The organism is Kitasatospora sp. NPDC056800, assembly GCF_042789775.1.
Taxonomy (GTDB): domain Bacteria; phylum Actinomycetota; class Actinomycetes; order Streptomycetales; family Streptomycetaceae; genus Kitasatospora.
Map to the genome: position 1 here is coordinate 1 of NZ_JBHUAL010000259.1, position 11,657 is coordinate 11,657.

Annotated in this window: 10 protein-coding genes; 4 read left to right on the forward strand and 6 right to left on the reverse strand. The window is 74.3% G+C overall.

What is annotated here, in order from left to right; translation table 11 throughout:
• Positions 1 to 150: 150 nt before the first annotated feature.
• Entirely contained in the window at positions 151 to 1,398 is a 1,248-nt protein-coding gene (purD, locus tag ACFRQN_RS36685; protein WP_049659445.1) for a phosphoribosylamine--glycine ligase, read from the reverse strand.
• A gap of 367 nt (positions 1,399 to 1,765) precedes the next feature.
• Here purD and ACFRQN_RS36690 point away from each other — a divergent pair, with 367 nt between their 5' ends.
• Positions 1,766 to 2,551 carry an SLATT domain-containing protein gene (locus ACFRQN_RS36690; RefSeq protein ID WP_074001872.1) on the forward strand — a complete coding sequence of 262 codons (786 nt, stop codon included), beginning with the start codon at positions 1,766 to 1,768 and terminating at the stop codon, positions 2,549 to 2,551.
• A gap of 84 nt (positions 2,552 to 2,635) precedes the next feature.
• On the opposite strand, the gene ACFRQN_RS36695 is transcribed toward ACFRQN_RS36690, so the two are convergent.
• From ACFRQN_RS36695 to ACFRQN_RS36705, 3 genes are all read right to left on the reverse strand, one after another.
• Positions 2,636 to 3,283 (reverse strand): hypothetical protein, encoded by a 648-nt coding sequence (locus tag ACFRQN_RS36695; RefSeq protein WP_049659440.1) that lies wholly within the window; start codon positions 3,281 to 3,283, stop codon positions 2,636 to 2,638.
• A gap of 117 nt (positions 3,284 to 3,400) precedes the next feature.
• A complete protein-coding gene (locus tag ACFRQN_RS36700; protein WP_074001873.1) occupies positions 3,401 to 4,417 on the reverse strand; it encodes a GntR family transcriptional regulator in 1,017 nt (338 codons plus the stop codon).
• Positions 4,418 to 4,626: 209 nt separating this feature from the next.
• A complete protein-coding gene (locus tag ACFRQN_RS36705) occupies positions 4,627 to 5,424 on the reverse strand; it encodes a carbon-nitrogen family hydrolase (protein ID WP_049656341.1) in 798 nt (265 codons plus the stop codon).
• 174 nt (positions 5,425 to 5,598) lie between these two features.
• On the opposite strand from ACFRQN_RS36705, the gene ACFRQN_RS36710 reads away from it, so the two are divergent.
• Positions 5,599 to 6,420 carry a maleylpyruvate isomerase family mycothiol-dependent enzyme gene (locus ACFRQN_RS36710; protein WP_049656343.1) on the forward strand — a complete coding sequence of 274 codons (822 nt, stop codon included), beginning with the start codon at positions 5,599 to 5,601 and terminating at the stop codon, positions 6,418 to 6,420.
• Positions 6,421 to 6,459: 39 nt separating this feature from the next.
• On the opposite strand, the gene ACFRQN_RS36715 is transcribed toward ACFRQN_RS36710, so the two are convergent.
• Both ACFRQN_RS36715 and ACFRQN_RS36720 read right to left on the reverse strand, forming a co-directional pair.
• Positions 6,460 to 7,854, reverse strand: a complete 1,395-nt coding sequence (locus tag ACFRQN_RS36715) for a nitrate/nitrite transporter (RefSeq protein ID WP_380744872.1) — start codon at positions 7,852 to 7,854, stop codon at positions 6,460 to 6,462.
• A gap of 60 nt (positions 7,855 to 7,914) precedes the next feature.
• A complete protein-coding gene (locus ACFRQN_RS36720; protein ID WP_380744874.1) occupies positions 7,915 to 9,147 on the reverse strand; it encodes a M64 family metallopeptidase in 1,233 nt (410 codons plus the stop codon).
• A 365-nt stretch (positions 9,148 to 9,512) separates the two neighbouring features.
• Between ACFRQN_RS36720 and ACFRQN_RS36725 the strand changes: the two genes are divergently transcribed.
• Together ACFRQN_RS36725 and ACFRQN_RS36730 are read left to right on the forward strand one after the other, a co-directional pair.
• Entirely contained in the window at positions 9,513 to 10,439 is a 927-nt protein-coding gene (locus ACFRQN_RS36725) for an LAETG motif-containing sortase-dependent surface protein (protein WP_380744876.1), read from the forward strand.
• A 212-nt stretch (positions 10,440 to 10,651) separates the two neighbouring features.
• On the forward strand, positions 10,652 to 11,605 hold the full coding sequence (locus ACFRQN_RS36730) for an LAETG motif-containing sortase-dependent surface protein (protein WP_380744878.1): 954 nt from the start codon (positions 10,652 to 10,654) through the stop codon (positions 11,603 to 11,605).
• The last annotated feature ends 52 nt before the right edge of the window (positions 11,606 to 11,657 follow it).

Genomic DNA, 11,657 nt, shown 5'->3' on the forward strand with positions numbered 1-11,657 from the left:
CTGGGGGTTTGCCGGCCCTCTGGGGTTTGTCGCGTTCCGCCCCCCCCGGCCGGGGCCCCCCGCCCCGGCCCCCCGCGGGCCCGACCCCCGCCGCGGCCCCGGGGCCACGGTTCCGCCGGGGGGCCGCGGTCGGCACGGGCACGGCTGGCCTCAGGCGGTGGCCGCCTTCAGCGCGATGTCGGTGCGGTGCTGGCCGCCCTTGAGGGAGATCCGGTCCACCGCGGCGTACGCGCGCTCGCGCGCCTCGGCCAGGTCGGCGCCGGTCGCGGTGACCGACAGCACGCGGCCGCCGGCGCTCAGCACTTGGCCGTCCTCGCCCGCCGTCGTCCCGGCGTGCAGCACGAACGCGGTGCCGTCCGCCTCGGCCTCGGCCAGGCCGTCGATCGGGTCGCCGGTGCGCGGGGCGGCCGGGTAGCCCTCGGAGGCGACGACCACGGTGACGGCCGCGCCCTCGTCCCAGCGCAGCGGCTCCAGCTGGTCCAGGGTGCCGTTGGCGGAGGCCAGCAGCACGCCCGCCAGCGGGGTGCGCAGCCGGGCCAGCACGACCTGGGTCTCCGGGTCGCCGAAGCGGGCGTTGAATTCGATCACCCGGGTACCGCGCGAGGTGAGCGCCAGGCCCGCGTACAGCAGGCCGGAGAACTCGGTGCCGCGGCGGCGCAGCTCGTCCACGGTCGGCTGGAGGACGGTCTCCAGGACCTCCTCGACCAGCCCGGCGGGCGCCCACGGCAGCGGCGAGTAGGCGCCCATGCCGCCGGTGTTGGGGCCCTCGTCGCCGTCCAGCGCGCGCTTGAAGTCCTGGGCGGGCTGGAGCGGGACGACGGTGGTGCCGTCGGTGATCGCGAACAGCGAGACCTCGGGGCCGTCCAGGTACTCCTCGATGACCACGCGCTCGCAGGCGGCGGCGTGCGCCAGCGCCTCCGCGCGGTCGGAGGTGACCACGACGCCCTTGCCGGCGGCCAGGCCGTCGTCCTTCACCACGTACGGGGCGCCGAAGGCGTCCAGCGCCTCGGCCGCCTCGGCGGCGGTGGTGCAGACGTAGGAGCGGGCGGTGGGCACGCCGGCCGCGGCCATCACGTCCTTGGCGAAGGCCTTCGAGCCCTCCAGTCGGGCGGCCGCCGCGGACGGGCCGAACACCGGGACGCCGGCCGCGCGCACGGCGTCCGCGACGCCGGCCACCAGCGGGGCCTCCGGCCCGACCACCACCAGGGCGGCGCCGAGCCGGCCGGCCAGCGCGGCGACCTGCGCACCGTCCAGCTGGTCGACCGGGTGGACCGTCGCGACCTGCGCGATCCCGGCGTTGCCCGGGGCACAGTGCAGTTCGGACACAGCGGGATCTTGGGACAGAGAGCGGCACAGGGCGTGTTCGCGGGCGCCGCCGCCGATGACGAGGACCTTCACGCCTGGCAGCGTAGTCGGTGGCCTGTTCCGGCCGCTCTCCGGTCCCGTCGGATCCTCCAGGCGGAACGCTCCGTACGCCGAGCACACTGGAGGATCGTCCAAGCCCGACCGGGCCGATTCGGCGACGGGTGCCCGGGTCACGACGGCGGGTCACCGGACCCTCGCTCGGACGGGTGAAATCTCGCCGACCCCCGCAACCCGCCCACCTCGGGTTCCGTTGGCCGAAACCGGTAACGATCAGCGGAGAAGCGCCCCCACGGTCAGCCATTTGGCGGTAAGAAGTGCTGTTGGAGAACCACCGGCGGACACCACGTCAGCCGTTGCGCCGACAGACCCAGCAGTCCGCCCGCCACAGGGAGCCCCACAGGTGAGCCAGCCGGAAATGCAGCCCGAGGAGAGTGCCTGGGGCAAGGAGATCGGCGAGGAGGACCCGCCCGCCGCCGCCGTCGTCCGACGGGCCTCCACCCGACGCCGGGACGATCTGAGCACCCGACAGTTCCCGCTCGGGGACTGGGGCGAGCCCGCCGAACGGCTGGAGGAGCTCTACCGCTGGTCCGAGGAGCGGGCGGTCGAGGCCATCGAGTGGTACCGCCGGGACCGGATCTGGAAGCGCCGCTGGGCGCGCCTGCTGCGGTTCGGCGCGGCCGGCTTCGCGGTGGGCGGGGTGACCGCCCCGCTGGTCGACCTGGCCGGCGCCTTCGCGAACGGCACCGGCTGGGGCTACGTCGGCTTCGCGCTCTCCGCCGGCTGCCTGGCCGTCGACCGGGTCTTCGGCCTCACCTCCGGCTGGATGCGGGACGTCTCCACCGGACAGGCGCTGCAACGCCGCCTGGAGGCCTTCCAGTTCGACTGGGCGTCGGAGTGCGTGCGCGAGGTGCTCGGCCCGACCGAGGGCACCGCGGGCGAAGCCGCCGAACGCTGCCTGGGCGTGCTGCGCCGGTTCTGCGAGGACGTCTCCGACATGGTCCGCTCCGAGACCTCGGAGTGGATGCTGGAGTTCCGCGCCTCGATGACCCAGCTGCCCACCCAGTCCGGCGGGGCCTGGGGCGGGCGCAGCGAGCCCGGGGTGGGCGCCCAGGTGCGGGTGCTGCCGCCGCCGGGCACCCGGCCCACCATGCCGCGTCAGCGGCCGCCGGAGGGGCCGCTGCGCTAGCGGTCGGGGCCGGGAGCCGGATCGCGACTCGGGGCTCGGGGCTCAGGACCCAGGGCTCAGGGCTCAGGGCTCAGGGCTCAGGGCTCAGGCGAAGACGATCATCGAGCCCTGGGCGACGCTCCTGGTCGCCGCCGCGTACAGGCCCGACCAGGCGTGCCGCTCCCGGGCGAAGGGGTGGACGTCGTCGATCGGCGGCCCGAACGGCTGCTCCAGGCCGGTCGGGCCGAGCGGCCGGGTCGGGTCCGGCGGGTTGAGCGGGTCGATGCCCAGCGCCGGTGCGACGGCCTGGAGTTCGCGCAGCAGCCCGTGGCTGGAGCCGAGCGGGCCGCCGGAGGCGAGCAGCGTCTCGTCCACCAGCGGCACCGCGAACTCGACCGGCACGTACGCGCCGGCGTGGTCGAAGTGCCAGACCAGGTGCGACTGTTCGGCGCCGCTCTCGAACATCTCCAGCAGCTGCTCGTAGTCGCCGCCGAGCGTGTCGACCGGGGTGATGTCCAGTCCGGTGAGGCCCAACAGGTAGGCGCGGCGCAGGAAGTGCAGCGAGTCGTAGTCGAAGGCGGCTATCGGCTCGACCGCACCGCTGATGCCCGGGACGAACTGGTAGACCGGCACCTCGGGCAGCCCGCGCGAGGCCAGCACCGCGTTGTAGAGCGCGAGGTCGTCCCGGAAGGGGTTGTCGGGACTGTGGCTCAGCACGTCCACCAGCGGGACGAGCCAGAGGTCGCAGGCCATGGCCGGCAGTTCCTCTCCGGAGGCGGGGATCGCCCGCGGAGACGGGGCGACGACGGGGGCTTGGGTCGGTACCCGGACGGCCCGTTGGCGGGGCGCCCGGTCCGACGCCCGCCCACCCTACCGGCCCGGCGCGGCGTGCGGGTCGGACCGCCCCCGCGGGGCCTCCGGGGGCGGCTCGGGCAGCCGCCGGCCGAACCGGCCGTACGGCGTCGCGCGCGGCTGCGGCACCAGGCCGAGGCCCAGTCCCAGTTCACGGCCGAGCTCCCGGCCGACCTCGTCGCTGCGGCGGCTCCGCTCGGCGCGGGCCGCGCCGGGCCCGGCGGCGGACTCGGCGGCCGGCTCCGGCGGGGCCGGCGGCGCGGGCGGCGGCTCGACCGGCACCGCCGGCGGCTCCTCCCCGGCGAACTCGGTGAGCAGCCCGAGGACCGTCACCGACTCCAGCGGCTGTCCGGCCAGCCCGGCCAGCAGCCGGACGGTGTACAGGTTGTACTCGCAGATGATCCGGTGCGCGGCGAGCGGGTCGCGGGCCTCGATCGCCTCGACCAGGTCCGGGTGGCGCTCCCAGCAGACCCCGCCCAGCGCGGGCAGCTCCCGCAGGTAGCGGGCGGCGAACATCCAGGACTGCACCCGCAGCCAGTCCAGGTAGTCGGCGATCCGGCGGTTGCCGAGCAGTGCGCCGACCTCCTGCCAGAACCGGCGGTCGCAGCCCACCATCACGTCCAGGTTCCCGGCCCGGGCGGCCCGCACCGCCGCGTCGGCCCGGCGGTGCAGCGAGGACAGCCGGCTGAGGTCGGGCAGCGCCCGGCGGGCGGTGTACTGGCGGTGGAAGCTGTCGGTGATCAGGACCCGGGACTCGAAGATCTCCAGGAAGTCGTCCCAGCCGAGCTCGGGCACGGTGAAGCCGCGGTGGTGCTCGGCCCGCAGCAGGCCCTGCGCGCCGAGGTCGACCAGGGCCTCGCGGGCCGGGGTCGCGGAGACGCCGTACAGCTCGGCGATCTCCTTGACGGTGAAGTTGCGGCCGGCCGCGAGTCGGCCGGCCATCATCTCCTCGCGCAGCGCGCCGGCGATCTGCTCGCGCAGGCTGTTGCGGTGGATGACGGGACGGGGGGTGTCGCCTGCGCCGTTGTCAGGCATGGGCGCGACCTCCTCGGGCGGGCCGACCGGGCAGGCCCTCGTACGGGCCGGCGGGGAACACGACGAGTGCTCATCTTCTCAAACCCGATCGACCCAGGTACGAACCAACCCTCCGGAACGCCGTCCGCGGCGCCCCGGCGCCGTCCCGACCGCGCCCCGTCCCCCGCTCCCGCCGCCGCGCCGGCCCCCGCTCCGGGCGCCGCTCCGGCTCAGCGCTGGACCGGCGCCGGGATCCCCAGCAGGCGGTCCCGCAGCACCGGGAACTCCTCGCGCGCCTTGGCCACCTCGGCCGGGTCGAACTCGACCGTCAGGACCTCCTCGTCCGCCCCCGCCTCGGCCAGCACCCGGCCCCACGGGTCCACCACGATGCTGTGCCCGGCCTGCTCGACCCCGGCGTGCGTCCCGGCGGTGTTGCAGGCCAGCACGAAGGCCTGCTCCTCCACCGCCCGGGCCCGGGCCAGCAGCGTCCAGTGCTCGCGCCGCCGGGCCGGCCAGGCCGCCGGGACCACCAGCAGCTGCGCGCCGGCGTCCAGCAGCGCCCGGAACAGCTCCGGGAAGCGCAGGTCGTAGCAGGTGGCCAGGCCCAGCGTGGCGAAGTCGGTGGGCGCGGTGACGATCTCCTGCCCGGCGCCCATCACCACCGCCTCGCCGCTGTCGAAGCCGAAGCGGTGGATCTTGCGGTACGTGTGCACCAGCTCGCCGTCCGGGGAGAACAGCAGCGAGGTGTTGTAGATCGGACCGTCCGGATCGCGTTCGACGATCGAACCGGCGTGCAGCCAGACCCCGGCGGCCCGGGCGGCGGCCGACATCACGTCCGAGGTGGGCCCGTCCAGCGTCTCCGCGCCGTCCGACCAGAGGTCGTAGGCGAAGCCGCCGAGCGGCCACAGCTCCGGGAGGACCACCAGGTCGGCACCCTGTTGCGCCCGCACCAGGGCGGCCGCCCGAGCCCTCCGCTCGGCGGGCGGCTCCGCGTCGGAGACCGCGAGTTGGATCAATGAAGCGCGCACAGTACCACCGTCCACGGCAAGAGACCTACGATCGTCACCCGAAAGCGCTGCCCAGCTGTCTCCCGGCAGCGTAACGTGCGGTTAGCGTGTGCGCCGGGAAAGCCGGACCATCCCGGTCGGCCGTGACGGCGGGGCACAGGCGGCAAGGAAGCTGACGGAGGGCCGGAGATTCCCGTGACGGACAACCAGACCGTGCAGGCTTACACCGAGGCGTGGACCCAGACCATCGAGTCCATATCGGAGCTGGTCGCCCCCCTTCCCGAGGGCTCCTGGAACCGGGCCACCGAGTGTCCGGGCTGGTCCGTCCGGGACGTCGTCTCGCACGTGATCGCGGTCGAGTCCGACCTGCTCGGCGACCCCCGCCCGATCCACTCGCTGCCGCGTGACCTCCGTCACGTGACCTCCGAGTTCGCCCGCTACGTCGAACTCCCGGTCGACAAGCGCCGCTGCCACACCGCGCTGGAGATGACCAGCGAGCTGGAGTACACGATCATCCGGCGCTCCCGGGCGCTGCGGAACGCCAAGCAGACGCCCGAGGAGCCGGTGCGCTGGCCGGCCGGGCCGCTGGCCAGGGACGTCCCGTACCACGAGCTGCTGCGGAGGCGGGCCTTCGACGTCTGGGTGCACGAGCAGGACCTGCGCCGGGCCCTGGAGGCCCCGGGCAACCTGGACGCCCCGGCCGCGCTGATCACCCGGGACGTGCTGCTGGAGCTGCTGCCCAAGGCCGTCGCCACCAAGGCCGGGGCCCCGGCCGGAACGGCCCTGGTGCTGGACGTCACCGGCCCGGTGGAGTTCCTGCGCACCGTCCGGGTGGACGCCACCGGCCACTGCACCGTGGACGAGTCGATCAGCCTGGCGCCCGACGTCCAGCTCACCATGGACTGGGAGACCTACCTGCGGCTCGCCTGCGGCCGCGGCCGGCCCGGCCCGGTCTCCGTCGAGGGCGACCAGGAGCTGGCCGAGCGGGTGCTGGCCAACTTCTCGGTCACCATCTGAGGCGGGCCGCCCGGGGCCCGGGGCCGGACGGCCCCGGGCTCAGCCCGCCTGCGCCGCGACCTTCCGGCGCAGCCGCAGGATCATCGCCGTGCCCACCGCCAGCGGGACGTACTGCCAGCAGAACGCCCAGCGGAAGGCGTCGGCCGAGTACCCGACGGCCCCGTCCGGGGAGAGCGCGTCCAGCAGCACGCCGATACCGAACAGGGTGATCATCGTGCCGATGAAGCCGCCCATGTTGACGATCCCGGAGGCGGTGCCGAGCCGCTCCGCGGGGTTGCGGGCGCGCGCGTAGTCGAGGCCGACCAGCGAGGCCGGGCCATTGCTGCCCATCACCAGGATGATCCCGACCAGCAGCCAGGTCGGCGGGTGGCCGCCGGGCCAGGCCAGCACCAGCGCCCAGCCGAGCGCGGTGGTCACGACGACGGTCAGCACGATCGGCATCCGGGCCCGCGCCGAGGCGGAGAGCAGCCGGCCGAAGAGGAAGCCGAAGCTCATGTTGCTGAGCACCAGCAGGGTCAGCAGCCCGCCGGCCCCCGCCCGGGACATGCCCTGCGCCTGCACCAGGTAGGGCAGGCCCCAGAGCAGGCCGAAGGCGTTGCCGGGGAACTGGGTGGTGAAGTGGATCCAGAGCCCGAGCCGGGTGCCCGGCTCCCGCCAGCAGGCGAGGACCTGCTGGCCGACCTTCGGCCGCGCCCCGGTCGCCCCGCCCCTCCCGGTCTCCCCGGGCCGGGCGGCGGCGGCCTCCTGCGGGGGCGTGTCCTTGAGGAAGAGCGCGACCAGCGCGAACACCGCCACGCCCAGCAGCGCGATCGCGGTGAAGGTGGGCGTCCAGCCCTCGCTGTGCAGCGCCTGGGCGAGCACCACGGTGGTGACCAGGTTGCCGCCCATCCCGGCCAGGCCGGTCAGCTGGGCGACGAACGGGTTCCGGGCCGCCGGGAACCACCGGGCGGCGATCCGCAGCACGCTGATGAAGGTCATCGCGTCGCCGCAGCCGAGCACCGCGCGGGAGGCCAGCGCGGGGCCGAAGGAGGAGCTGAACGCGAAGGCCAGCTGACCGGCGCTCAGCAGCAGGACGCCCAGCAGCAGCACCCGGCGCGGCCCGAACCGGTCGACCAGCAGGCCGACCGGTATCTGCATGGCCGCGTAGACCAGCACCTGGAGGATCGAGAAGGTGGAGAGCGCCGAGGCGCCGATGCCGAAGCGGTCGGCGGCGTCCAGTCCGGCCACGCCGAGGCTGGTGCGGTGGATGACGGCCAGGATGTAGACGCTGACGCCGACGGACCAGGCCAGCCAGGCCGCGCGGCCGCCGGGCGGCTCGAATACGGGTCCGGGCACCGGCGCTGACGCCGGCGCGGGGCCGGCCGGGGGCCCGGCGGCGGGTCGGGGAGCGGGGACGGACGGGGACGGGGCTGGACGGGCGGGCTCCACGGTCATAGTCCGACCAGATTAGTCATCCCATGATTGGACGCCCAGATGCGGGGCGCGCACCGCGTCTCAGCCGGTCAGCGTCCAGGACACCGAGCGGGTCATGTGGCGCTCCCGGAAGGCCTCGTCCCGCACCCAGTCGGTGGTGTCCTTGACGGTCGCCGTCACGGTGGCCGGCCGGCCCGGGGCCAGCTCCAGCGGGGCGGTGTCCAGCCAGGAGCCGTCGGGGGACTGCGGCGTCACGGGGACGCCGTTCACCTTCCACTCCACCTTCAACTGCCGCGGGCCGGTCAGCGGCAGCGGCCGGACGTCGAGCCGGGGCCGCCCGGACACCTCGCCGGGGGCCGGCACCGGGGCGTCGGTCGGCCGGACCCTGCGGTACAGCTCCTCGATGATCGCCTCGCGCGAGGGCAGGTTGTACGCGCTGCCGAGGGTGCGCATCACCGAGTCCGGGGTGGGCCGGTAGAGGCCGTTGGCACTGCGGTACGCCCCGACCACCCCGGCCCCGTCCGGGGACTCGGCGCCCAGCCAGCGCCACCACTTGGTCTGCTTCCTGCGCATGTCGTCGGCGTTGAGGGTGGCGAGGTTCGGGTAGTCGGCGTCCTCCGGGGCGCTGTCGTACTCGTCGCCGAGGTCCCCCACGGTGTGCCCGATCTCGTGCTGGATGATCCGCCCGGCGTCCGGGCTGCCGCCCGCCAGGGTGGTCACCCCGGTGCCGCCGGCGCCGCCGTACTCGGTGGAGTTGGCCAGGGCTATCAGGTACTGCGGCCCGGCGCCGCCCCCCGCGTACCGGGCGGTGGCGGCCTCGTCGGCGCAGAGCAGCCGGGCGGTGCCCTCGCACCAGAAGTGCATGCCGAGCGGGGTGGCGGTCTTGCGCCCGCGGCTCTCGGACTCGGCTATCCCGGAGACCGGGGAGACCACCTCGACCCGTCTGATGTTGAAGAAGCCCTGGTAGGTGAGGAAGGGCTCGATGTCCATCAGCGCGTGCCAGGCCTTGTCGGCCTGCTGCCGGAAGAGCTCCTGCTCGCCGGCCGTGTAGCCGTCGCCGAGCAGCACCAGGGTGATCCGGTTGGCCGGGTCCCCGGTGCGGCGTATGTCGACGGTGGGGGCGGCCGCGGGTATCCGCTGGTCGGCCTGGAGGGCCGCGTGCGGCGGCACCGCGCGGTCGGCGGCGGCCCCCGGCCCGATCACGCCGAACGGCGAGGGGCCGACCAGCTCCAGGGCGCCCGGGAGGGCGGCGGCGGACACCAGCACGAGTGCGGCCAGACTCCGGACGAGACGGCCAGGGTTGCCAGGCGGCATACGGGTGCGTCCTCCGGGTTCCGGTCACCCGGCGTCGCCCGGGTGGTGGAGCGGAGACGTACCCGGGCGGCCGGGACTCCCCTATCCGGCCGCGAAAAAGTCACCGACCTGGCCGAACGATCCGTACTTTCCGGATCATTCAGGTCATACCAACCATCACTCGGACGGTCTCCGAGGCCCGCCGAAGAACTCCGAAAAATTCTCGGAACCCATCTGCAACCCCTGACGGGGATGCGCGTCTATACGGATGAAGGCACGGAGAGCGAGACCGGCGGAGCCGGGGGGCGCTTCCGCTCGTGAAGCAGCGGGGCCGGTCGTCTTCGCCCACACACACCGTCAGACCCATGACCCTGGGGAGTCACGTCATGCGCACGTCCGTTATCACCCGTTTTGCGAAGAACGACCGCGCCTTCTCCGGCCGCCGCCGCATCGCCACCGTCGCCGCCACCGTCGTCCTCGCCGGCGGCGTCCAGCTCCTCGCCACCGACACCGCCTGGGCCTGCGGGGACCACCGGCTCAACGGCGCGTACGAGGCTCCGGCCAACGTGCCCGGACTGTCCCCGGACACCGCCATCGTCTCCGCCAAGTCCTCCGTGGTGGCGGACGGCAGCTGGAACGAGGTCTCCGTCAAGGTCACCAACAAGGCCGCCGAGGACGCCCACGGCATGGAGCCCTTCCTCGGCATCCACACCCCGGGCTCGGGCGCCGCGGCCCGCCTCAAGGACGTCAAGATCCAGTACGAGGACTACACCGGCGCCTGGAAGAACCTCCAGCTGCTCGACGGCTGCTCCCGCGTCGTCGACATCACCGGCTCCCAGCGCCAGCGGATGGCCGCCAACAGCTCGGCGACCTTCAAGTTCCGCTACTCGCTGGCCGCCGGCACCCCGGCCGGCGTGACCACGATCGACCTGCTGGCCTCGACCGAGATGGCCGGCTCCCAGGGCCCGGGCGACTCGGGCTTCAAGACGGTCAAGGTGACCCACCCCCAGGACACCGCCGGCACCAAGCCGACCACCCCGGCCAAGCCCAAGCCCACCCCCACCAAGGACACCAAGCCGGCCCCGGCCAAGCCCGCCGCCGAGCAGACCAAGGACACCGCCCCGGCCCCGGCCCCGAAGCCGACCACCCCCACCACCGCCCCGGCCACCACCGCACCCGCCGGCACCCCCGAACTCGCCCAGACCGGCTCCTCCTCCTCCACCAACACCTTCCTCGCCGCCTCCGCCGCCGCGCTCCTCGCCCTCGGGGCCGGCGCCCTGATCGCCGTGCGCCGCCTCCGCCGCCAGCACTGACCTGCGGTCGTCGGCACCGAGCGGACCCCGGCGCCGACGGTCGAAAGATTCTCGGAACCCGCCTGCAACCCCCGGCGGGGATGCACGTCCATACAGATGAAGGCACGGAGAGCGAGACCGGCGGAGCCGGGGGGCGCTTCCGCTCGTGAAGCAGCGGAGCCGGTCGTCTTCACCCACACACCACCAGCACGACGACTTTGGGGAGTCACGTCATGCGCACGTCCGTTATCACCCGTTTCGCGAAGAACGACCGCGCCTCCTCCGGCCGCCGCCGCATCGCCACCCTCGCCGCCACCGTCGTCCTCGCCGGCGGCGTCCAGCTCCTCACCACCGACACCGCCTGGGCCGCCGGGAACGGCGGCACCGCCGCCGCCGGCGCGCCCGCCGCGACCGCTCGGCAGGCCACCGCGGACCACCACGGGTCGTACAAGGCCGGGTTCCACATGACCCCGGACGGCCAGACCATCATCGCGGGCGGCCCCAAGGTCGAGATCGGCGTCGCCGTCACCAACTTCACCGGCGCTCCCTACCAGAACGTCTCCGCGATGCTCGCGCTGTTCAACCCGAACTCCGGCACCGGCCTGCGGATCGAGGACCTGACGGTCGAGGTCGCCTCCGCGGGAGGCTGGAAGCCGGTCAAGCTGCGGCACTACGGCGACTCGACGCTGTTCACCGTCGAGTCCCCGGCGACGACCACCCCGCGCCTGGAGGACGGCCGGGCCGCGAACTTCATGTTCCGGGTGGGGCTCTCCGCGAAGGCGCCCAAGGACCTGACCGAGCTCGGGGTCGGCACCATCGCCAAGGCCCCCGGGTTCCCGGCCGACGGCACCGGCGACGCCAACCACACCTTCCAGGTAGCACGGTCCACCGCCCCCGGCACCAAGCCGACCACCCCGGCCAAGCCCAAGCCCACCCCCACCAAGGACGCCAAGCCGGCCCCGGCCAAGCCCGCCGCCGAGCAGACCAAGGACACCGCCCCGGCCCCGGCCCCGAAGCCGACCACGCCCTCCGCCGCCCCGGCCACCACCGCCCCCGCCGGCACCCCCGAACTCGCCCAGACCGGCTCCTCCTCCACCAACACCTTCCTCGCCGCCTCCTCCGCCCTGCTCCTCGCCCTCGGAGCGGGCGTCCTGATCGCCGTCCGTCGACTCCGTCCCCAGCGCTAGTCGAACGGGCGGTCACACCGAAGGGGCCCTCCTCCGCACGGCGGTGCGGAGG

Excerpts from the sequence above, each read along its gene's own strand:
- ACFRQN_RS36725 (WP_380744876.1), top strand. The coding sequence starts at position 9,513 with ATGCGCACGTCCGTTATCACCCGTTTTGCGAAGAACGACCGCGCCTTC.
- ACFRQN_RS36720 (WP_380744874.1), bottom strand. The coding sequence starts at position 9,147 with ATGCCGCCTGGCAACCCTGGCCGTCTCGTCCGGAGTCTGGCCGCACTC.
- ACFRQN_RS36700 (WP_074001873.1), bottom strand. The coding sequence starts at position 4,417 with ATGCCTGACAACGGCGCAGGCGACACCCCCCGTCCCGTCATCCACCGC.
- ACFRQN_RS36715 (WP_380744872.1), bottom strand. The coding sequence starts at position 7,854 with ATGACCGTGGAGCCCGCCCGTCCAGCCCCGTCCCCGTCCGTCCCCGCT.
- ACFRQN_RS36695 (WP_049659440.1), bottom strand. The coding sequence starts at position 3,283 with ATGGCCTGCGACCTCTGGCTCGTCCCGCTGGTGGACGTGCTGAGCCAC.
- ACFRQN_RS36730 (WP_380744878.1), top strand. The coding sequence starts at position 10,652 with ATGCGCACGTCCGTTATCACCCGTTTCGCGAAGAACGACCGCGCCTCC.